The following is a 21,988-nucleotide window of genomic DNA, read 5'->3' as shown; positions in this document are numbered from 1 at the left end:
CGTCCGTCCTCCGCCCCGCATCGACCGACGGACGGCCCACCCGGCCGCCGGGTCGCCTCCACCGCCACCGGATCGCCCGGATGTGGCCCGAGGAGGCCGAACGCCTCGTCACCGCATCGGATCTGGCGCTCCTGCAGCCCTGACCCATCCGTCGTCCGCCCGACGGACCAACCGGCGGATCGCGTCGGCGACGAGGGCCGGCCGACTGAGCACCAGCAGGTGCCCGGCCGGACTGATCTCCTCGTAGCTCGCGCCCAGCGCGGCCGCATATCGCCGGTGTCGAGACCGCCATGCCGACCTCCACCCGCCGCCGTCGCCGAGCGCGGCGAGGACGGTGACCGGCATCGACGGGCGACCCCTCTCGGCGCGTAGCGCACGCAGGTCCTCGTCGATCGCGGGGTAGGCCGCGTTCTCGACGAGCGTCGCCCGCGCCATGTCGACGCGGGTGAAGACGTGACGGATCCAGTGCCGCTGCGACTCGTCGTATCCCTCGGGCGGCCGGGGCAGCACCGATGCGTGCGCCGCGGGTCCGAGGCGACGAGGGATGTCCAGGCGCGCGACGACGTCGGCGGCCCTGTGACAGTTCGCCACCCGCCGCGCAGTCGGCACCGCACGGACGCCGATCAGCGAGAACGTGCCGTCGATCATCAGCACCGCGCGCGTCCGTCCAGGTCGGGTGAGCGCGAACCCCTCCGCGTACAACGACGACATCGAGTGCGCTGCCAGCACAACGGGTTCGGTGACACCGAGGTGGTCGAGGACGGCCTCCAGACGGTCGATCTCACCGGACAGGGTCGGCCACCGGTCGCGGGGCAGCGACGCGCTCAGTCCGTATCCGGGACGGTCGTACCGGATGACGGTGAAGGAGTCCGCGAGGCGGGCGGCGAGGGCGTCGAGGTCGAACCAGTTGCTGCCCAGCGCGGCCATCAGCACGACCGGGGGCCCGGAGCCGTCGACGACGACGTGGGTCGCGAGACCGGCGATCTCGGCGACGACGCCGGGCGGCTCGACGGGGGTCACCGAGGTCGGACCAGCGGGAACGGCAGCGTCTCGCGGATGGGACGGCCGGTGAGCAGCATGACGATCCGGTCGACGCCGAGTCCCAGCCCCCCGGTCGGGGGCATGGCGTACTCCAGCGCGGTGAGGAAGTCCTCGTCGAGCTCCATCGCCTCGGGGTCGCCACCGGCGGCCTTCTCCGACTGCTCCGTGAGGCGTGCCCGCTGCTCGACGGGATCGGTCAGTTCGCTGTAGGCGGTGCCGAGCTCCATCCCCCACGCGACGAGATCCCATCGCTGCGCGACGCCGGGTCGCTGGGGGTGCGACCGCGTCAACGGTGACACCGAGACCGGGAAGTCGAGATAGAACGTCGGGGTGGTGGTGCGTGCCTCGACGAGGTGTTCGTAGAGCTCGAGCACCACCTGGCCGGCATCCCAGTCCGGGTGGACTGCGATCTGCAGTCGGTCCGCGATCCCGGTCAGCGTCGGCAGATCCGAGCAGGGTTCGACGACGACCCGATCGCCCAACTCGGCCGAGACCGCATCGGACACCGCCTCGTGCACGTCCCGCACGGCCCAGTCGCCACCGATGTCGACGCGATCGAACCCGCCGTCGTCACGCGATCGCAGCGCGATCGGCTCTCCGTGTGCGGCCACCGCGGCCGCCTGGATCATGGTCTGCGCCAGGGTGAGCATCGTGCGGTAGTCGCCGTGCGCCTCGTAGGCCTCCAAGGAGGTGAACTCGGGGTTGTGTGTGGCGTCGGCGCCCTCGTTGCGGAAGTTCCGGCCGATCTCGAAGACACGCTCGACGCCACCGACACACAGCCGCTTCAGATAGAGCTCGGGCGCGATCCGCAGATACAGGTCGAGGTCATAGGCCTCGATGTGTGTCCGGAACGGGGTGGCGTTGGCCCCGCCGTGAACCCGTTGCAGCACAGGGGTCTCCACCTCGAGATACCCCTGGCCGGCCAGCGTCGACCGGAGCGCCCCGACGACCGCGCTGCGCGCCACCAGCATGTCCCGCGCCGCGGTGTGGACCGCGAGATCGACGTGTCGGAGGCGGACGCGGGTCTCCGGGTCCGACAGCCCGTTCCACTTGTCGGGGAGCGGGTGCAGACATTTGCCGAGCATGGTCCAGCGGTCACCGAGCACCGACAGCTCGCCGGATCGGCTGCGCCCCATCGTCCCCTGGACGCGAACCAGGTCGCCGAGGTCGACCGTGGAGGCGAACCTCTCGGTCTCGTCGCCGGCGGTCGAGCGGTCGAGCACCACCTGCACGGTGCCGGTCCAGTCGCGGACGTCGGCGAAGACCACACTGCCGAGGTCGCGGACACGTAACACCCGCCCGGCGACGGCGACGGGGGTCGACCGCGTGGCCGAGCGTGCGTCGACGATGCGATGGGTGGGGGGATCGGCGGGCGGGTACGCGTCGACACCGTCCGCTCGGAGCGCGTCGAGTTTGGCCATCCGGACCCGGACCTGTTCGGGGCGACGAGGACTCGGCGCGGCGGCGTGGGAGTCCGCCTCGATGGCGGCGACCAGCTCGTCGACGTCGAGGCTCGCCGGTACGGCCGACGACGTCCCGACATACCGGCTGGTGTCACCGCGGCGGCGCCACGGCACGGCCACGAACCCCTCGGCGAGGACGGCGGCGAGACCGGCGCGCACGATGTCGCGGGCGTCGGCTGCGCACAGGAAGCGCGGCTCCCAGGTCGGCAGATACTTCGCGTTCGACTTGTACAGCGACTCCATCTGCACGAAGCGGGAGGCGAACACCAGGAGGCCGTGCGCCCCGCGCATCACCGGCCCGGCGCCGATCGCGTCGCCCTGCTCGAACACCGCGCGGAAGGCGGCGAAGTTGAGCGAGATCCGGGCGATACCGAAAGCCGGTGCCTGCGTGGCGACCTCGGACACCATCGCCTCGACCACGCCGTTCACGGCGTCGCGGTCGCGGCGCATGAGGTCCAGCGACAACCCGGCTCGCCCCCACGGCACGAACGACAGCATCCCGACCACTCGCTCGGCCGGCGTGTCCGCGTACTGCACCGCCTCGACGAGCACGCACTGACCGTCGGCGGGATCGCCGAGGCGGCTCAGTGCCATGGCGAACCCGCGCTCCTCGGCGGTGTCGCGCCACGCGTCGGCCCGGATCTCCATCTGTGCGAGCTCGTCGGCCGAGAGATCGGCATGGCGACGGATGCGGACCGACACACCGGCCCGCACGGTCCGCGTCACGGCCTGTCGCACCCCGCGCATCTGCGGACCCGAGGTGCGGTAGTGCCGCGTCTCGATGACCGCCTCGTCACCCATCGTCAGTGCTGTCATCCCGGAGTCGATGAACGCCTGCGCACCGCGTTCGCTCGCGCCCATCGCCCCGGGCGACCACCCGTACCGCTCGCAGAGCGCGTGGAACTCGGCGATCGCGTCGGGCCAGTGCCGTGGGTCGCCGATCGGGTCGCCGGACGCGAGACACACCCCCAACTCGACGCGGTAGGTGATGACCGCGCGCCCCGACCGTGCGAAGACAGCGGCGATGTCGCGACGGGTCGAGAAGTAGGCCAGCGAGTTGTCGTCGCCGTACGCGGAGATCAACGCGCGGATGACGCGCTCGTCGTCTGGTGTCACCAGTCCCGACAACCGCTGGGAGCGGAACAGCACCACCGCCGCCGTCATCAGGGCCAGCGCGCCGAGGAGACCGAGCAGACCGTTGATGACCATGTACGAGTGCCGGCCGTCGAAGGTGCGGGTGTCGACGGAGGCGAACGCGACGACGCGGTTGAACGCGTAGGCGAGACGCTGACCGGGTTCCAGGGTGCGGGGGAACGCCTCGACCAGGCCCCACCCGATCGCCGTCGCGGCGAGCAGGCCGCCGCCGAGCACGGCCAGTGCCAACAGAACCGACCCGCGGCGGACGCGGGTGAAGAACTGTCGGTACGTGACGACGAGGAACACGAGGACGACGGCGTCGATCACCAGGCCGACGACGAGGTTGACCCGGTCGGTCATCGTGAGGTCGAGACCGTCGGCCACCGACGGCACGAAGTACAGCGCGTTGGAGCCCGCGAAGACGACGAGGTAGCCGGCGGTCACCCACCACGCGATGCGTTTGCGCGCCGAGAGCGCCACCGCGACGACGGCCAGCACGAACGCCCACGCGAAGCTGGTGTCGGGCATGGAGATGACGTAGCCGTCGACCCAGTCGCGGGGGATCGCGATGAGGTGACGGAACGTCGTCGAGACACTGCCCACCAGGGACAGTCCCGACAGGACGCCGACCACCACGCCGGCGACATGCGGCGCCCGCCGTGTGTCCATCGGGCCTCCCGCCTGGCCGCGTCGAGGAGCGGCCTCGCGTGCAATCGTGTCAGGTGACACCCACGAACCGCCCGACCACCACGAGGACGCCCACGATGACCATTCCCGAGGTCGCCATCTCCGACGGCACCATCCGCCTGGGGCAGTTCCTCAAGCTCGCGAACCTCATCGAGAGCGGTGCGGAGGCGAAGGAGGTCATCGCCGACGGTGAGGTGAGCGTCAACGGCGAGGTCGACACCCGCCGAGGGCGGCAGTTGGCGGTCGGGGACGTCGTCGAGATCGGCGGGGTCGCCGTCCGCGTCGGTGCCCAGGAGCAGTCCTAGACTCCCCGTCGTGACCGACATCTCCTTCACCGCCACCGCCGACCTCGTCGACGAGATCGGCGCCGACGTCCGCAGTTGCGACACCCAGTTCCGTCAGTACGGCGGACGCCGCCAGTTCGCCGGGCCGGTGCGCACCGTCCGCTGCCACCAGGACAACGCCCTGCTCAAGTCGGTGCTCGGGACACCCGGCGACGGCGCGGTCCTGGTGATCGACGGCGGCGGCTCGCTGCACACCGCACTCGTCGGTGACCTCATCGCCGAACTGGGCCGGTCGAACGGCTGGGCCGGGGTGATCGTGCACGGCGCGATCCGGGACTCCGCCGTCATCGGCGAGATGGACTTCGGGTGCAAGGCACTGGGGACCAATCCCCGGAAGTCGACGAAGACCGGGGCCGGCGAATCCGACGTCGACGTCGCGTTCGGCGGCGTCACCTTCCGTCCGGGCGACGTGCTCCACAGCGACGACGACGGGATCGTCGTGGTCGACCGGGCCTGACCCGACCCTTTTCGCCCCGGCGGGATTGCGCCTACACTGGTCGACTGACAACGCGCATTGTCAGATGCGCACCCCGTCTCGACGAGGAGTTCCCTGATGGGCCGACCTGATCGCGCGACGTTCGACCGCCTGCGTCAGCTGATCGCCATCGACCGCCACGACACCCGCCCGACGCGGCCCGTGCTCGAGGCGTTCACCGGCGAGGAGATGACCACCATCCCGGTCGGCACCGCCGAGGATCTCCAGCTCGCGGTGAACCGCGCCCGCGCCGCGCAGGCGCGCTGGGCCGAGCGGACGCCGGCCGACCGCGCTGCGGTGATCTCCCGGTTCGCCGATCTGGTCTTCGCCCGCCGCGTCGAGCTGATGGACATGGCACAGGCCGAGACAGGCAAGGCCCGGGCGTACGCCCAGGAGGAGGTCGTCGACGTCGCGCTGACCGCGCGCCACTACGCGGCCACCGGCCCCAAGACGCTCAAGGCACACCGTGTGAAGGGCATGATCCCTGGCGCCACGGATGTCCGCGTGCGCTACCAGCCGAAGGGCGTCATCGGCATCATCTCGCCGTGGAACTACCCGCTGACGCTCGCCGCGTCGGACGCGGTGGCCGCGCTCATCGCCGGCAACGCCGTCGTCATCAAGCCCGACAGCCAGACGCCGTACTGCGCGCTGTCCGTCGCCGAACTGCTCTACGAGGCGGGCCTGGAGCCCGAACTGTTCGCCGTCGTCCCGGGCCCGGGCACGGTCGTCGGGACCGCGCTCGTCGAGTCGGCGGACTACCTGATGTTCACCGGTTCCTCGCAGACCGGCGCGACGTTGGCCGCCCAGGCCGGTCGTCGTCTCATCGGCTTCTCCGCCGAGCTCGGTGGCAAGAACCCGATGATCGTGACGGCGAACGCCAACATCGACCGCGCGGTCGAGGGCGCGGCCCGCGCCTGCTACTCGAACTCCGGCCAGCTCTGCATCTCGATCGAGCGGCTGTACGTCGAGAAGGCGATCTCCGCCGAGTTCACCCGCAAGTTCGCCGACCACGTCGCGAACATGAAGGTCGCCCCGGTGTACGACTTCTCCGCCGACATGGGATCGCTGGCGTCGCAGGCCCAGGTCGACACCGTCGACGCGCACGTGAAGGACGCCGTGGAGAAGGGCGCCACCGTCCTCGCCGGCGGTCGGAAGCTCGACGAGGTCGGCCCGTTCTTCTACGCGCCGACGGTGCTGTCGAACGTCAACGAGCAGATGCAGTGCTTCGGGTCGGAGACGTTCGGTCCGCTCGTCTCGATCTACGAGGTCGACTCCGTCGACGAGGCCGTGAAGCTCGCCAACGACACCGAGTACGGCCTGAACGCCAGCATCTTCGCCGGCTCGACCGCCGAGGCACGGGCCATCGGCGCCCAACTGCACGTCGGCACGGTGAACATCAACGAGGGCTACGCCGCCGCGTGGGGTTCCACCGCCGCGCCGATGGGCGGCATGGGCATCTCCGGCGTCGGCCGTCGCCACGGCACCGAGGGCCTGCTCAAGTACACCGAGCCGCAGACGATCGCCGCGCAGCGCGTCATCGGGATCGACGGCATCCGCGGTGTCCCGCGGTCGCTGTTCCTGAAGCTGGTCCCCGCGACCATGAAGCTGCTCCGCTTCCTGCCGGGTCGCTGATCGGGGAGTCGCTGCTCGACTGAACGGACGACGTCTGTTCGGACCAACTTCGCCACGGCGGCGCATCACGTGCCGTGGTGGCGGGGTTGCCGATCGTGAATCCTCCATCCGGACGACGCGGGGCCACCATGCGACCTGCCTACCGTCCGCGGGGTGGGCCTGTTCCCGGGCCCCGACGAGGACGGAGCAGGATCCATGACAGACAAGCGATTCCGGGTCGGAGCGGCGGTGGCCGCGATGTCGGTGGCGGCGGGGGTGTGCGCCCTCGCAGGTGCGCCCGCGACCGCGGCGCCTGCCCCGAACCCACCGGGCAGCAGCGACATCGTCGGCGCCCTGAACTCGGGAAGCGCGCAGGCGGATCGCGCGACCGGTGGCGCGCTCGGTCAGATCGCGGGACTGCTCGACCAGATCGGTCTCGGGTCGTCGGGCCCGCTGGCCGGCCCCTCGGGCCCGCCGCAGGTCCAGCAGTGCAACGCGTCGACCCAGTCCGGCGAGGACGGCATCACCGACACGATCCACAAGCTCGGGCGCCGCGGGCCCGCGACCTTCCAGCTGTCCTACGAGACCTACGACGTCCCCGACCGGATCGTCGTGAGCTACCAGGGTCGGCAGGTCTACGACACCGGGTACGTGGGCGACGCCAACCGCGCCGGTCAGGGCACCGGATCGGTACGCGTCTCGATCCCTGCCGGCACCGCGGACTCTGTCCTGGTGCGGGTCTACGGAGGCACCGACACCCGCTGGGACTACACGGTCAGCTGCCCGAGCTGACTCGGGTCCACAACCCTCACCGGAGAAGCTCGGCGCATGCAGGGTGCACGCGTCGGCGCTGTCCGGTGAGGGTTGTGTCGTTCAGACCCCGGCGGTGCGACGGCGGAGCAGGAACGCCCCTCCGCCCAGCGCCACGACGACCACCACGCCGACGGCGTAGGGCCACCAGGTCACGCCGCCGTTGTCCGACGACGACGCGGTCGCCTCGGCGCCGGGAGTGCCCGTCCCGGCCGTGGTCAGCGTGAACCGCACCTGACCGCTCACCGGGTGGCCGTCGGCCGAGGTGACGCGGTAGTTGATGCGGTACTCACCGACCGGGCCGAGGGGACGCAGCCCGACGGTGATCCGCGGGCCCTCCACGCGTGCCTTCTCGTCGGACTGCCAGTACCGGTTGTCCGGTCCCACCACGGTCAGCGCGTCGTAGGCGTCCTGCAACGCCTCGTTGAACGTCAACGTCACGCTGCTCGGACCGGACGCGACGCTCGACCCGTTGGCGGGATCGGACGAGACCAGTGTCGAATGCGCCGACGCCGGACCCGCGAGCAGCGTCGTCAGGACGACGAGCAGTGCCGCGACGACGCCTGCGACGGACGCGCGCAGACCTGTCATGACTTCCTCCTCAGGGCGACCACCGCGGTCGCCACGCCGACGACGCCGATGGCCAGTCCGACGCCGCCGAGCCAGCGTGCGGTGGTGTCGGACGCATCCGACGACGTGTCGGTCGACGACTCCGCGGCGAGTGTGAGCTCCGGCGCGGGGTGGTCCGGCTCGGACCCGTCGGCGTTCATCGGCTGATCCCAGTCGACGACCTCACCGTCGGAGTAGGTCTGCACAGCGGGCATGCTCACGGTGTCCTTCTCCGGGAGCGGGCCGGCGCTGAGCGCGAAGCGCTGGAAGCCGCCGGCCGCGATGCCCGCCGTACCCGGCTGCACCTGCCAGGTCACGCCGGTGATCTCGTCGTCGCCGTTCTTCGCGACGGTGGCCTGCCAGCCCGGGACGGCCTCGGGCCGTGCCGACTTGAGGTTCGGCAGTGTCACCGACACCTTCGTCGTGGTCGCGCCGTCGGCGGTCTCGTTCGGCACGTTGAACGTGATGACGCCGTACCCGCCCTGGACCAGACCAGGGCCGTTCGCGGTCACGTGGGCCGACGCGACGCCGGGGGCGACGAGTCCGGCGAGACCGACGGTGGCGGCCGTCGCGGCGACCGCACCGATCGTGCGCAGAGATGTGTTCATGGTTGTTCCTCGCAGTCCAGTGTGCGCTGCGCGCACGGGTGAGACCCCGAGGAGTGCCTCGGGGCCGATCAGACGGGGGCGAGGAGTGCGGGTGGTCCGCGGACGCCGGGGCCTGCTGCACGGTCGACGCGGGGGCATCGGCCGACGACGGTGACGGCCACCGGCGGGGTGGCGACGGGCTGCGGTCGCGGTCCGGGTCCGCGCAGCGCGGCCACGACCGAGGTCGCGACACCGGTGACGGCCGCGGCGAGAGCGATGACGACCGCGGTCAGCGGGACGGCGACGAGGTGGGTCAGGAGCATGACGGCGCCGTCGGCCGACCACGGCGTCATGAGGGCGTGCAGATGGTGGGCGAGCATGCCCCCGCCCGCCGACATGCCGCCGTCACCGGTCATCCCGGTCATCGTGTGACCGTTCGTGGCGTGAGCGGTGTCCGCGTGATGATCGTGGCCCACCGACAACGCGAGGTGCGCGAGACCCTGGGCGACGGTGAGGATCCCGACCAGGGGCAACCATCCGCGACCACGCAGTCGGGAGGCGACGTCGACGACGAGGCCGGTGACCGTACCGAGGAAGAGACACAGCGCGATGCCCGTCGCCCCAGGGAACGAGCCCGACGCGACCCCGTGCGCGGCCAACCCGAGGGTGGGCACCACGAGGGTCACGGCTCCGGCACGGACCCGCCTGTCGAGCTCGACGGCTCCCCGTGCCCGCTCGGTCAGGGGCGGACCCCGAGACGGGCGAGCAGGTCGCTCTCGATTCCCGACAGCTCGCGCGAGATGGCCTGGTGGGCGGCGCGACGGCGCGACCCGGGCATGTGCTCGGCGGCGGCGACCGCGGCGCTGAGATCGCGCAGCCGATCGGTCATCGCGCCGACGAATTTCGTGGTCTCGGCGCCGGCGTCGCGGGTGCCGGCGAGCGTCGACACCGACTTCTCCGCCCCGGCGATCCGGGCCGACAGCGCGGCACCGTGACCGCTGTACTTGGCGAGTTCGTCGACGGGCACACCGGCGCGGTTGGCCTCCCACACGGTGAGCTGTTCGCGGGCCAACGTCGCACCCCGGTAGGCCAGCGGCACGATGATCGGCGAGGCGACCTTGGCGATGGACAGGTAGCGGCGCACCTTGCGCGGGGTCAGGCGCGTGCCGTTCTGCGCCAGCTCGATGCGGGACTGCGCCAGCTTCTTCGTGGCCGCGTTGGTCTCCGCGGCGATCTTCGCGGCGGTCTCGTCGGACTTGCGCTGCGCCTTGATCTGCTTGCGGACGATCTTTTTCTCGTGCCGACGTCGGGCCGCGCGTTCCCGCCGCTGGCCGCGGCTGTCGAGGCGCGCCTCCAGCTTCGCCTTGGCTTTCAGGGCCTTGGCCTGCGCACGTCGCTGGGCGCGCGTGGTACGGCTGGGGGTGAGCAGGCCCATGTCGGATGACCTCCGGGGTCGGTGGTGCACGACGCGACGCGAGACGAGATGCGCGGACGCGGTGGTGACAGCTGTCGGTCCCAGGGTAGAAGATCGCACCCGACCGGCGACGAGGCCCGGGGTCGGGCAGGACGGAGAGGGACGGACGTGGACTCCGTGGGTGACGGTGGTGGATCGGTCGCCGCCCCGCGCGTCCCGATGCTGGCCGCCCGCGACCTCGCCGGCTGCGAGCACCGCCTCGCCCTCGACGCCTGCGAGCACCGCCTCGCCCTCGACGCAGGAGTCGTCGACGACCCCGTCGTGGTGAACGGGCTCGTGGTCGACGTCGACGCCGCCGACACGGAGATCCCCGTCGAGGACCCGTCCGCGACGCGTCGCAAGGAGGCCGCGGCCCTGCACCGACGCCGCGTCGCGCAGACGATCCGCGACCTGCACGCGGCCACACCCGACGCGGTGGTCACCGTGAGCGGTGACACCGCGGCGCAGCGGGTCGCGGCGACGATCGCCGCGTGCGAACGGGGTGTGCCGTGGGTCCTCGACGCCACGCTCCCGGACGACCGCGTGGCAGGCCGTCGCGGTTCGTCGGAGGCCCTGGTGCACGTCGACGACGGATACGTCCCGGTGATCGTGGTGAACCACCGCATCACCGTCGGCGACACGGACGGCACCGCGGTCACCACCCCGCTCGACCGGTGGTCCCCGGGACGCGATCGCACCCGGTCGGTGCGACGTCACCGCCGGGACGTCCTGCGGGTCGCCCACCTGACCCGTCTGCTGCAGCACGCCGGCCTCGCGAGCAGCGCGGGTGTCGCCGGCGTCATCGGTCTCGACGCCGACTGCATCCTCGTGCACGAGCTCCGGCCAGGCGTCGTCCCCCAGGGGTCCGACGAGCCGCCCCGCGATCCCCTCGCCGACTACGACGCGACCCTCGCCCTGCGACGGGAGATCGCGACCGGGACAGTGCCCACCGCGCCGAGCCGGATCGGGGAGTGTCGCAGCTGTCGGTGGTGGGTGCGCTGCGGGCCGGAACTCGAGGCGGCGCACGACGTCAGCCTGGTCGCCACCGGGAACCAGACCGCCGTGCTGCGCGCGGCCGGGCTCACCTCCGTCGACGATCTCGCCCGCGGTGACGCCCCGCCGGAGGTGGCGGCCGAGTTCCCGGGTGGCGATCTGTCCGACGCGGTGACCGTCGCGCGTGCCTGGCTCGCCGGCGTCCCGCTGGTGCGTCGGGTGGAGCGCCCGACCGTCGCCCGCGCCGACGTCGAGGTCGACGTGGACATGGAGAGCCACGGCGAGGACGGCGCGTATCTGTGGGGCACGCTGCTCACCGACCGCACCGACCCGACCGTCCCGGTCGAGTACCGCCCGTTCGCCACCTGGGACCCGTTGCCCACGCTCGACGAGGCGCGGTCGTTCGCCGAGTTCTGGGGATGGCTGATCGCCCGTCGCGACGCGGCCGTCGCCGCGGGGAAGACCTTCGCCGCCTACTGCTATTCACAGTCGGCGGAGAACCGATGGCTCCTGGGATCGGCCCGACGGTTCGCGTCGATGCCCGGGATCCCGACCGTCGACGAGGTGACCGCGTTCATCACCTCGCCGGAGTGGGTCGACGTCTACGAGGCGGTGGGGGAGAAATTCGTCTGCCCACAGGGCAAGGGGCTCAAGCGGATCGCGCCCGTCGCCGGATTCCACTGGCGTGACCCGGAGGCCGGGGGCGAGGCCTCGATGGAGTGGTATCGGCTCGCCGTCGGGTTCGAGGGTGCCGTCCCGGACCTCGCGTCACGGGACCGGATCCTGCAGTACAACGAAGACGACGTGTGGGCGACCAAAGTCCTGCGCGAGTGGATCGACGGCCGTGCGGCGCAGGACATCCCCCACCGTGACGATCTCCACCCCTGACGCCGCCTGATTGGGACCTGTACCACATCACTGGTTCGACACCGATCCGTGATGGAGCGCATGCGTGCTCAGTCGTCTATTCTTCCGGTACGGGACTGTCCGACGCGGGGAGGTGTCGGCCCGGTCCCTGTGCGACGGGCGAGTGGTATGCGCCGTGTCCGTCGACACACAAGGCGCACATCCAGGGGGAGAAGTCCATGTCAGGGGAGTCACGATCGGCGTCTCGTATCGCCGAGTCCGAGAGTCCTGAGCCCGGCCTGTTCGCACGCCGTCTCGAGGAGCTGTTCCGTACGGTTCCCGGTCCGAACGGCCGGGCGTACAGCGCGAAGGCCATCGCGGCCCGTTCCACCGAGCGCGGGTTCCGTCTCGGCGAGTCCTACCTGAGCCAGCTGCGCTCCGGGAAGGCCAAGTCGCCGTCGTTCCGCACCGTCGAGGGCATCGCCGCGGCGTTCGGCGTCGACGTCCACTACTTCCTCGAGGACCGCGCGGCGCAGCGCACCCGTGACCAGATCGACCTGTTGCGGCTTCAGGCCGACGCCGACGTCCAGCGCACCGCGCTGATGCTGGCGGGGCTGCCGAGCGACTCGGTGACGATCGTCCGCGAACTCATCAAGGTGCTGCGGGTCCAGCAGGGACTGTCCGCGGAACCCGAGGATCTCGCAGACCTGGCGACGGCCTATGCAGGCGAGACGCGGTCGTCGCTGCGAGTACTCCCGACACCCGTCAGCTGATCCTCTGCCCGTCGTGCCGCCTCTCGCCGGCGGCGACGGGTGGTGATCACCACGCGGGTCCCGACGGCCGCGACGACCGCAGCGGCGGTCAGAGCCCCGATCGTGACCGGCGTGCTCTGCGCTGCGGTGATCCCTTCGGCCAGAAGCCATCCCGCGAACACCAGGAACAGTGCGGCCGCGCCGAGTGAGATGGTCCGTTCGGGCAGCTTCTTGCCCAGGGCCATGCCCACGACGATGGCCAGTGCGTCGGCGACGACCATGCCGACGGTCGACCCGATCCACACGCCGAGCCAGTTGTGGTCGGTCGACAGGGTGATCGTGGCGAGCATCGTCTTGTCGCCCAGTTCGGCGAGGAAGAACGACGACATGACGGCCAGCAGGACCGACGCCCCGGTCCGCGAGGCCTTGCTCTGCTCGTCCGCGTCGAGTTCGTCGCCCCGGATGGTCCAGATCGCGAACACGAGCATCGCCAGCCCGCCGACGATCGAGATGAGATCGGTCGGGATCGACAGGCCCAGGAAGTGGCCGACGACCACGGACACGGCGTGCACGGCCGTCGTCGCGATGGTGATGCCGGCGAGGACGACCCACCAGCGGTAGCGCAGCGCGTAGGTCATCGCCATCAGCTGCGACTTGTCGCCGAGCTCGGCGACGAAGACGACGCCGAAGCTGATCAGGAGAGCGGTGAGCATGTCGCCGACCGTAGGGCACCCTCACCGGACGCCGCAACAGTTCACCGAGGCGCAAAAGCCCAGTTCGGAGCCCCTTTTCGGTAGACTTAGGGCACCCCAAGAACGGGATGCGGGCTCACGCGGCGAGGACCATCGCGAGCACCGCGGTGTCCGGGTCGGCGCCGGGGTCGACCCCGATCGCGTTGCGCAGCGTCACGACCGTGCCGTCTGCCTCGGCCTCGGCCCAGCCCGCCCGGTGGTCGAGACCGAGCTCGGGCACCCCGGGCAGCAGGACGCAGCCGGACGCGACGTCGGAGCACTCCGGCAGCGACGGACGCGTGAGCGACGGTGGATGGAGCATGACCAGGGCCGGCGGGGTGCCGAGGCCCTTGCCGCGCTCGATGAAGTCGGTGCCGGACACGGTGCCGATCGACAGCATCATGCCGACGGTGTCCTCGTCGCAGGACTCCGGGCGGTCCTCGATGACACCGAAGACGGTCGTCGTGCGCAGCAGGCCCGGCCGGCAGGCGATCCGGACCGACGCGACGAGGGTCTGGGACCACTCGAGGGTGGTGTCGGGCCACCGCCCGGAGATGAGCATGCCGCGGAGTTCGCCGTCGGAGTGGAACGGGACGAGACCGATGGGAACCGAGTGACGCGCGGTGTTGTCCATGGCTCACCTTGCCGTGCGACGGCGCTGGCAGACAAGAGCTGTCGAGTGCTAAACGACCGTGTCACGGACCCGTGACGGCGCGGTGAACGACGAGAACCGTGAACGAGGGGACCCCGTGAACGACGAGACCCCCGACGGCGGGCGGCCGTCGGGGGTCTCGTGTGGTGCGGGGTGCGTCAGGCGGGGACGATCAGGCCCTTGCCCTGGCTCGAGGCCTTGGCGAAGCGCTCGGCGGCGTCCGCCCAGTTGACGACATTCCACCAGGCCTTGACGTAGTCCGGCTTCACGTTCTGGTAGTCGAGGTAGAAGGCGTGCTCCCACATGTCGAGCATGACGATGGGGACGAGGCCGACCGAGGTGTTGCCGTGCTGATCGGTCAGCTGCTGGATGACCAGCTTGCCCTCGATGGTGTCGTAGCCGAGGATCGCCCAGCCGCTGCCCTGCAGGGTGGTCGCGGCGGCGGTGAAGTGCGCCTGGAACTTGTCGAAGCCACCGAACTGGTCGTCGATGGCGGCGGCGAGCTCGCCCTCCGGCTTGTCGCCACCGTTGGGCGACAGGTTCTTCCAGAAGATCGAGTGGTTCGTGTGGCCACCCAGGTGAAACGCCAGGTTGGCCGAGAGCTGGAACACCTTGTCGGCGATGGTGCCGTCCTCGCGTGCCGCGGCGGCCTTCTCGAGGGCGGTGTTGGCGCCCTTCACGTAGGTCGCGTGGTGCTTGCTGTGGTGCAGCTCCATGATCCGGCCGGAGATGTGCGGCTCGAGTGCCGCGTAGTCGTAATCGAGATCCGGCAAGGTGTATTCACCCACGGTGGTACCTCTCCTCTGATGGCGCGAGTCTGTGCTGACGAGTTCCACACTTCCGCAGCGTGACGGGGATTGCAACGCCCTCTCGCGACGTCGGCAGACCTCGACCACGGTGGAGGTTCAGAGCGCGCGTTACGGCGCGCCGCGGGGTCCTCCGGGGCGGTGTCGCGCGGGGTGATCAGAGGGCGACGAGGCTCACCAGGACGACGGCCAGCAGGGCGATGCTGATGCCGATCGAGACGCAGCGGCCGCGGATGTCGAGGTTCTCGTCGAGGTGGAGGGCCCGAGCGCCGCGTCCCATGCCTGCGGCATGGTCGGTGTGGGTGTGCGTCGCCACTGATGCACTCCTGTCGTCGTCGACTCTCGCGCCCCGGATCGCCGAGGCGATCGCGGACTCCCTCGCGGCGGACCGTGTTCCCGGCATGTCAGTGAGAACTGTCACATTTGTCCGCCGGGCGCCACTATAGGCACGCCCTCGAACCATCACAAATCGAGCCGGGTCGAGGGCGGTCCCGCGGTGCGTACCGTGGCGGACATGTCCTGGTCGAGCTGGATCCTCCGCCTCCTCGCGGGCGGTCGTCGAGAGATGGTCACACCGGCCGACGCGCTGCCGGGCCGCGCGACGCCGATGCGTGTGGCGCCGCGGAACATCGTGACGGGCGCACCCATGACCGGCCCCTTCGGCGACGAACTCCGAGAGGTGGTGCTCGCCGGCGGGTGCTTCTGGGGCATCGAGGAGATCTTCTGGCAGGTGCCCGGAGTGGTGACGACCGCCGTGGGCTACGCGGGCGGCTACACGCCCAACCCGACCTACGAGGAGGTGTGCAGCGGCCGCACCGGCCACACCGAGTCGGTGCTGGTCGTGTTCGACCCTGCTGTCGTCGACCTCGAGGGGGTCCTGCGGGTGTTCTGGGAGGTGCACGACCCCACGCAGGGGATGCGGCAGGGCAACGACCTGGGCACGCAGTACCGGTCGGCGATCTACACGACGGACGAGGGGGACGCGCGGGTGGCGAGGGCGTCGGCGGAGACGTTCGCGACGGCGCTCGCCGCCGCGGGACTGGGCTCGGTGACCACCGAGATCGCGGTGCTGTCGCAGGCCGGTGCCGGCCGGTTCTTCCACGCCGAGGACCACCATCAGCAGTACCTGGAGAAGCACCCGAACGGGTACCGCTGCCACGCGGCGACGGGCCTCACCTACCCCGCCTGACGTCGCCTCGGCCCCACCGTTCACGCGCGTCACAGGTTGTCCCCAGCTCGCGGCCCGTCGCCGGATGCCACCCGGCGCAGCCACTAGTGTCGCGCGGGTGGATTCCCCGGGGGCGCGGTCGGCTGAGCTGTACGCCGCGTTCTCCGAGAACGCCGACGCCGACGTCACGCTGAAGCTGCTGCGGTCCCGCTCGGCGATGGTGACGCTCGCCTTGATGGCCGCCCGGCTCGCCGACGGACAGGTCGACGGCGACCACCTCGTCGAGGGCCTGCGCGCCGACATCGCCGACCTCGCCACGCACTGGACCGACCGCGACCAGTCGGTGCCGAGCCCGGAGGAGCTGCTCGACCGGTGGGTGCGCGACGGCTACGTCGCCCGCACCCTCGATCCCGACCGCGACGTGGAGCGGTACCACCTCACGCGGGGCGCGACGACGGCGTTGGCCCAGGTGCAGGCGGTCCGGCACGACCGGTCGGTGGCGACCGAGACCACGATGCAGATGGTGATCGGGCGACTCGGAGACATCGCGGTGGCCATCAACCCCGACCCGTCGGAGCACCTGCGCGACATCGACGCCAAGATCGCAGAGCTCACCGCCCGACGTGCGGAGCTCGCGGCCGGCGCTGTCCCCGCGGTCGACGCGCGCGGCATCCGCGACGACATCCGGATGGTCACCTCGCTGGCCGAGCGCATGCCCGCCGACATCATCGGATACGGCGAGAAGCTGCGCGAGAACTCGCGGACCCTGCTCACCAGCGGCCTCGACGAGCGGACCGGCGCGTACGCCGACGCGCTGAACCGGATGTTCGACGGTCACGACGAACTCGCCCGGTCGCCGGAGGGCAGCGCGTTCGACGCGTTCTACACACTCGTCTCCGACCACCGCCTCCGCGAGTCCCTCGAGAGTCACATCGACGCGATCCTGGCGGGGCTCCCGGACCTCCCGCGGGACCAGGCCCAGACCCTCGCGCGGTTCATCGACCGGATGTGGGACGAGGTGCAGCGCGTCGACGAGATCCGCGGGCAGGTGTACCGCCGCATCAACACCTTCGTGAAGGGTGGCGACTTTCTCGACCACCGAGCCCTGCGCGAGCAGATCGCCGAGGCCCAGCGTGCCGCTGCCGCCGCCTTCGAGAACGTCTCCGCGGGCAAGGATCTCGGTGTCGCACTGCCGATCGCCGTCGTCGACGCGAACTCCGTCGGGGCGCTGTCGCTGCACGACGGCGTCGTTGAACTCCCGGACGACGTCGAGGCCACGGTGGGGGAGATCGACATCGACCCGGCCGACCTCGTCGGCAGCGAGACCATCGACTGGCAGCATCTGACGGCCGCGGTGAACCGCGCTGTGGACGCCGGCGTCGCCGACCTGCACGACGTCCTCGCCCAGCTCGACACCCCGCGCGTCGGTGACGTCGTGGGGGTCTGGTCGCTCGCACAGAGGCACGGCACCGTCGACACCGACGCCGGCCGGGTCGTCGTCGGTGCGCACACCGCTCGAGGACTGCGCTCGATCGCCCTGCCCGCCATGACCTTTCGCGAGGTGATCGTGGCACCGACGCCCTCGGCGCGCGCTGCGACCCATCTCCTCGACGACCCATCCCAGGGAGACGCATGACCGACGACACCGACACGCTCGACGACGCACCCGACACGGGTGCGCCCCTCGACGACGCCGACGACCTCTTCGTCGACGCGCCCGAGGCGGACGCCACGCCGTCGGTCGACCTGTCCCACTTCAGCTTCGACGGCAGCGACCCCATCGGTGAGGACACCTCGGGACCGGTGACGCCGCGGTTCGAGGGCGACACGTCGGAACTGCCTGCACCCGTGTGCTACGCACTGCAGGAACTGATCTCGGCCGCCCACGTCAGCGGTCGGTCGCGGAACTGGCGCGCGATCGAGGCCAACGAGGCCGTCATCCGGTCGCGGTTGTCGGAGCTGAACCTCGTCCTCGAACTCGACGTGGAGCGCCGCTACGCCTTCACCCGGCAGGTCGCCGACGCCGACCCGCGCCAGCGGACGATCCTGCGGTCGTCGACCCTGACCCTCGCCGCATCGGTGCTCGTGCTGTTCCTGCGACAGAAGTACCTGACGAGCGTGGACGAGTCGACGACGGTCGACCGGGCCGAGATGGTCGACCATCTCATGACCTACAAGCCCGCCCGCGACACCGACGAGGCCGGTTTCGCCCGTCGCATCGACGCCGCCATCAACGTGCTGGAGAACCGCAAGGTCATCCGCGCCATCCCCGGGACGGATCGGTACCTGGTGCACGGGGTGATCGCGGCGCTGCTGACGCCGGAGACCATCGAGTCCTACACGCAGGCCTACCGGCGTCTCGCCGGCGACGGCCCCGACATCACCGAACTCGATCCGGAGGGAGAGGCGTGACCGACACTCTCGACGCGCCGACACAGGTCGAGGCCGCGCGCACCGGGCGACGCACGGTGGCCCTCGGCCAGTTCCGGTTGACCCGCATCCAGCTCGTCAACTGGGGCACGTTCCACGGCTACAAGGACTTCCCGATCGACGAGCGCGGCGTGCTGCTCACGGGCCCGTCGGGATCGGGCAAATCGTCGCTCATGGACGGCCATTCGGTCGTGCTGCTGCCCACCTACGACCAGGGTTTCAACGCGTCGGCGGACCTGACGGCCAAGGGCGCGAAGCGTGCCGCGCGGTCCATGGCCGACTACGTGCGCGGTGCGTGGGCGGAGAACGACGACGAGTACAACCAGTCGCAGGTGCAGTACCTGCGCGGGTCGGGCGCGACGTGGTCGGCCATCGCCGCCACCTACGACAACGGCGCCGGGTCGGTGACGACGGCGGTCGCGATCAAGTGGTTCCCGGGGTCGGGCAACGACGGCGCGAGCCTGCGGTCCTGGTATCAGCTGCACACCGGCGAGATGGACCTCATCGAGCTGAACGACTGGGCGGCGGGCGGATTCGACATCCGCGCCTACCGCGCGTCGCATCCCGACGTCGCCTGCTTCGACGTGCAGAGCGCTTACTCCGAGGCGCTGCGTCGTCGGGTCGGCATCGGCGCGTCCTCGGCGGCACTGTCGCTGATGGGCAAGGCCAAGGCGATGAAGAACGTCGGTGACCTCAACCTCTTCATCCGCACCTACATGCTCGACCGACCCGACACGTACGCCAAGGCGCAGCGGCTGATCGAGAACTTCACCCAGCTCGACGAGGCCTACCAGGCGGCCGCGCGGGCGCACGCCCAGGAGAAGGTGCTGCGACCCATCCCCGAGGCGTGGGAGGCCTACCAGGGAGCGGAGCAATCGACGACCCGCGCGGGTGAGCTGCTCGGTCCGCCGATGCGGGCGTTCATGCGCGAGCACCGCGCGGTGTTGTTGCGCGCCAAGCTCGACGCGATCGAGGACCAGCGGACCGCCCTCGACAACGAGGTCGCGTCGTGGGAGAACGTCGCCGACGACCGCGAGGCGCGGCACACGTCGCTGCGGGACCAGCTGACCGTCGACAAGGGTGAGCTGACGACGCTCGAGTCCGAGCTGAAGGCGTTCGAGCAGCAGATCACCGCGCGCAACCGGGCCTACGAGCGGTACGCGGCGGTCGTCGGGCGTCTGGGGGAGGAGACCCCGACCACCGCGGAGGAGTTCGCTGCGCTGCGCGATCGGGCTCCGGCGCTGGGACGGGCCGCCACGGAGGCCGCGCAGTCGTTGTCGGCGCGGGCGCACGCCGTCTTCACCGCCGAGTCCGACGCGCGCCGTGAGCACGACGCCGTCGTCGACGAACTCACCACGCTCACCGCCCGACGGTCGCTGCTGCCGGCCGGTGCGCTCGCGCAGCGGGACGCCATCGCGGCCGGGACCGGGCTGTCACCGCACGATCTTCCCTACGCCGCGGAGTTGATGGAGGTCGCGGACGAGCACCGTGACCGATGGGCCGGTGCCGCCGAACGCGTCCTCCGCGGACTCGGCCTCACGCTCCTCGTGCCGCATGAGCACCGCGCCCAGGTGACGGCCTTCGTCGACCGCACCGACCTCGGCGGTGTGTTGGAGTACCGGACGTACCGGACCGACGTCGACCCGACGGTGCCCACACCCGGGACGCTGGCGGCCTTGGTCGTCGTCGACCGTTCGCATCCCGCGGCGGACTGGCTGACCGGCGTCATCGCGCGCACCGCCGACCACGTCTGCGTCGACTCGCCGGTGGACCTCGACGACCACGACATCGCCGTCACCCCCGCCGGCCTGGTGAAGGCGGGCCGAGACCGGTTCCGCAAGGACGACCGCCGTCGCGTCGACGACCGGACACACTGGATCCTCGGCACGAACACCGACGGCAAGCGCGCCGCCCTGCAGCAGGCGCTGGTCGGTCTCGCGGCCCGTCTGGAGGAGGCACGCCAGGCGTCGTCCGACGTGCGAGAGCTGTTGGACGAGAACCGTGATCGGGCGAAGGCGGCGGAGACACTCGCCGGGTATTCGTCGTGGGCCGAGCTCAACTGGTGGTCGGCCCAGCGCGATGCCGACGAGCTGAGCCGTCGGATCGACGCCGTCCGCGAGAACCGCGTCGACCTCGCCGAGTTGGAGGAGCAGGTGGAGGTGGCCCGCGCCGACTGGCGCGAGGCCGTGGCACGCGTCGGCGCGATCAACGACCAGCTCCGCCACATCGGCACCGACTGGGACCGGTGGCTGGCCGAACTGGAGAGCAGCGACGACAACGACGCCCTCACCGACGACGATCGCGAGTACCTGACGTCCGTCCTCGACCGCACACTGGAGCAGACCGGCAAGACGCTGTCGCTCGACACGTACGGGGAGGTGCGCTCAGATCTCCGCAACGCGTTGGAGTCGGTGCAGGCCGAGGCCGACGCCGAGCGGGACAACGCCGAACACCGCATCGTGCGCGCCGCCGAGGCCTTCCTGCGCGAGTGGCCCTCGGCCGGAACCGATCTGACCGCCGACATCGCGGGCGCACCGGATCTGGTCGCGATGCACGCCGGGTTGGTGGAACACGGGCTCGCCTCGACCCGGGAACGCTTCCGACGGCTGATCACCACCGACATCTCGCACTCGGTGTCGAACCTGTACAAGGAGATCAACGACACCGTCAAGCACATCCGCCGCGGCATCGCGGAGGTCAACGCGGGTCTACAGCGGGTCGACTTCAACACCGGCACCTACCTGCAGATCGCGGTGCACCACACTCCGACCGACGAGGCGGCCGAGTTCGGCCGGATCGTCGACGCGATGATCGCCGACGCCCCGGCCGCGCGCGGTGGCGACTCGGCGGTGCTCGCACGGCAGTTCTACCGGATCAAGAATCTGGTGACGCGGTTGACGGCGACCGACGCCGAGGGTCGTCGGTGGTGTGACAACGTGCTCGACGTCCGCGCGAGCTTCTTCTTCTACGGCAAGGAGATGGCGCGGGACGACGGGCCGGACGCGCCGCCGGTGCACACCTACCGCAACACCGCCACCAACTCCGGTGGTGAGCAGGAGAAGCTCGTCGCCTTCTGTCTCGCCGCGGCGCTGAGCTTCTCGCTGGGCACACCGGAGGACCATCGGCCGGGCTTCGCGCCGCTCATGCTCGACGAGGCGTTCTCCAAGTCCGACGAGACGTTCAGCTCGCAGTCGCTGCGGGCGTTCGAGCAGTTCGGGTTCCAACTCGTCATCGCCGCGCCGATCCGCATGGCCGGCATCGTCGAACCGTTCATCGGGCAGGTGATCCTCGTCGACAAGCGGACGGGACCCGACGGTGCGGCCCGATCGGATGCCCGGTCGGCGACGTTCGGCGAGATCGCCGAGGCCCGAACGGCCGCGGGCGGCTGAGCCC

Annotated in this window: 20 protein-coding genes; 10 read left to right on the top strand and 10 right to left on the bottom strand. The window is 70.8% G+C overall.

All coding sequences use genetic code 11. The annotated features are described in order from the left end of the window. Positions 1-108: 108 nt before the first annotated feature. Entirely contained in the window at positions 109-1,020 is a 912-nt protein-coding gene (locus LX12_RS05015) for an alpha/beta fold hydrolase (RefSeq protein WP_253653427.1), read from the bottom strand. Further along, complete coding sequence (gene lysX / locus LX12_RS05010) at positions 1,017-4,310, bottom strand: bifunctional lysylphosphatidylglycerol synthetase/lysine--tRNA ligase LysX (protein WP_253653426.1); 3,294 nt, start codon at positions 4,308-4,310, stop codon at positions 1,017-1,019. The genes LX12_RS05015 and lysX overlap by 4 nt, the downstream gene beginning before the upstream one ends. A 95-nt stretch (positions 4,311-4,405) precedes the next feature. Here lysX and LX12_RS05005 point away from each other — a divergent pair, with 95 nt between their 5' ends. The 4 genes from LX12_RS05005 (at position 4,406) to LX12_RS04990 (ending at position 7,550) form a co-directional block, all read left to right on the top strand. Beyond that, positions 4,406-4,633, top strand: a complete 228-nt coding sequence (locus LX12_RS05005) for an RNA-binding S4 domain-containing protein (protein WP_253653425.1) — start codon at positions 4,406-4,408, stop codon at positions 4,631-4,633. 10 nt (positions 4,634-4,643) lie between these two features. Then, the gene (rraA, locus tag LX12_RS05000; protein WP_253653424.1) at positions 4,644-5,129 is read left to right on the top strand and encodes a ribonuclease E activity regulator RraA; all 486 of its coding nucleotides are present in this window, start codon (positions 4,644-4,646) and stop codon (positions 5,127-5,129) included. 96 nt (positions 5,130-5,225) lie between these two features. Continuing rightward, positions 5,226-6,779: a succinic semialdehyde dehydrogenase gene (locus LX12_RS04995; protein ID WP_253653423.1), complete on the top strand. Its 1,554-nt coding sequence runs from the start codon at positions 5,226-5,228 to the stop codon at positions 6,777-6,779. Between the two features lie 195 nt (positions 6,780-6,974). Beyond that, positions 6,975-7,550: a hypothetical protein gene (locus LX12_RS04990; RefSeq protein ID WP_253653422.1), complete on the top strand. Its 576-nt coding sequence runs from the start codon at positions 6,975-6,977 to the stop codon at positions 7,548-7,550. A gap of 81 nt (positions 7,551-7,631) precedes the next feature. On the opposite strand, the gene LX12_RS04985 is transcribed toward LX12_RS04990, so the two are convergent. From LX12_RS04985 to LX12_RS04970, 4 genes are all read right to left on the bottom strand, one after another. Next, positions 7,632-8,159 carry a copper resistance CopC family protein gene (locus LX12_RS04985; protein WP_253653421.1) on the bottom strand — a complete coding sequence of 176 codons (528 nt, stop codon included), beginning with the start codon at positions 8,157-8,159 and terminating at the stop codon, positions 7,632-7,634. After that, positions 8,156-8,785: a YcnI family copper-binding membrane protein gene (locus LX12_RS04980; protein WP_253653420.1), complete on the bottom strand. Its 630-nt coding sequence runs from the start codon at positions 8,783-8,785 to the stop codon at positions 8,156-8,158. Before LX12_RS04980 ends, LX12_RS04985 begins: the two co-directional genes overlap by 4 nt. Before the next feature lie 68 nt (positions 8,786-8,853). Next, positions 8,854-9,450, bottom strand: a complete 597-nt coding sequence (locus LX12_RS04975) for a hypothetical protein (protein ID WP_253653419.1) — start codon at positions 9,448-9,450, stop codon at positions 8,854-8,856. Positions 9,451-9,503: 53 nt separating this feature from the next. After that, positions 9,504-10,199, bottom strand: a complete 696-nt coding sequence (locus tag LX12_RS04970; RefSeq protein WP_253653418.1) for a DUF6474 family protein — start codon at positions 10,197-10,199, stop codon at positions 9,504-9,506. Positions 10,200-10,397: 198 nt separating this feature from the next. On the opposite strand from LX12_RS04970, the gene LX12_RS04965 reads away from it, so the two are divergent. Then, on the top strand, positions 10,398-12,098 hold the full coding sequence (locus LX12_RS04965) for a TM0106 family RecB-like putative nuclease (protein WP_253653870.1): 1,701 nt from the start codon (positions 10,398-10,400) through the stop codon (positions 12,096-12,098). Positions 12,099-12,295: 197 nt separating this feature from the next. Continuing rightward, positions 12,296-12,829: an XRE family transcriptional regulator gene (locus tag LX12_RS04960; RefSeq protein WP_253653417.1), complete on the top strand. Its 534-nt coding sequence runs from the start codon at positions 12,296-12,298 to the stop codon at positions 12,827-12,829. On the opposite strand, the gene LX12_RS04955 is transcribed toward LX12_RS04960, so the two are convergent. The 4 genes from LX12_RS04955 to LX12_RS04940 form a co-directional block, all read right to left on the bottom strand. Further along, positions 12,775-13,521 carry a TMEM165/GDT1 family protein gene (locus tag LX12_RS04955; RefSeq protein ID WP_253653416.1) on the bottom strand — a complete coding sequence of 249 codons (747 nt, stop codon included), beginning with the start codon at positions 13,519-13,521 and terminating at the stop codon, positions 12,775-12,777. The two genes, LX12_RS04960 and LX12_RS04955, sit on opposite strands and share 55 nt — an antisense overlap. Positions 13,522-13,636: 115 nt before the next feature. Next, on the bottom strand, positions 13,637-14,173 hold the full coding sequence (locus LX12_RS04950; protein ID WP_253653415.1) for a peptidase: 537 nt from the start codon (positions 14,171-14,173) through the stop codon (positions 13,637-13,639). 176 nt (positions 14,174-14,349) lie between these two features. Further along, entirely contained in the window at positions 14,350-14,979 is a 630-nt protein-coding gene (locus LX12_RS04945) for a superoxide dismutase (protein WP_253646729.1), read from the bottom strand. Between the two features lie 175 nt (positions 14,980-15,154). Continuing rightward, on the bottom strand, positions 15,155-15,313 hold the full coding sequence (locus LX12_RS04940) for a hypothetical protein (protein ID WP_253653414.1): 159 nt from the start codon (positions 15,311-15,313) through the stop codon (positions 15,155-15,157). Between the two features lie 198 nt (positions 15,314-15,511). Here LX12_RS04940 and msrA point away from each other — a divergent pair, with 198 nt between their 5' ends. The 4 genes from msrA (at position 15,512) to LX12_RS04920 (ending at position 21,984) form a co-directional block, all read left to right on the top strand. Continuing rightward, positions 15,512-16,186, top strand: a complete 675-nt coding sequence (gene msrA / locus LX12_RS04935) for a peptide-methionine (S)-S-oxide reductase MsrA (RefSeq protein WP_253653413.1) — start codon at positions 15,512-15,514, stop codon at positions 16,184-16,186. Positions 16,187-16,283: 97 nt separating this feature from the next. Beyond that, positions 16,284-17,801, top strand: coding sequence for a DUF3375 family protein (locus tag LX12_RS04930; protein WP_253653412.1), 1,518 nt, complete (start codon positions 16,284-16,286; stop codon positions 17,799-17,801). Beyond that, a complete protein-coding gene (locus LX12_RS04925) occupies positions 17,798-18,577 on the top strand; it encodes a DUF4194 domain-containing protein (protein WP_253653411.1) in 780 nt (259 codons plus the stop codon). The genes LX12_RS04930 and LX12_RS04925 overlap by 4 nt, the downstream gene beginning before the upstream one ends. After that, positions 18,574-21,984 (top strand): ATP-binding protein, encoded by a 3,411-nt coding sequence (locus LX12_RS04920; protein ID WP_253653410.1) that lies wholly within the window; start codon positions 18,574-18,576, stop codon positions 21,982-21,984. Before LX12_RS04925 ends, LX12_RS04920 begins: the two co-directional genes overlap by 4 nt. The last annotated feature ends 4 nt before the right edge of the window (positions 21,985-21,988 follow it).

It is taken from the genome of Williamsia serinedens (assembly GCF_024171725.1).
Taxonomy (GTDB): domain Bacteria; phylum Actinomycetota; class Actinomycetes; order Mycobacteriales; family Mycobacteriaceae; genus Williamsia_A; species Williamsia_A serinedens.
The sequence above is the reverse complement of the archived record's forward strand: the minus strand, read 5'-3'. Positions and strand labels throughout refer to the sequence as shown.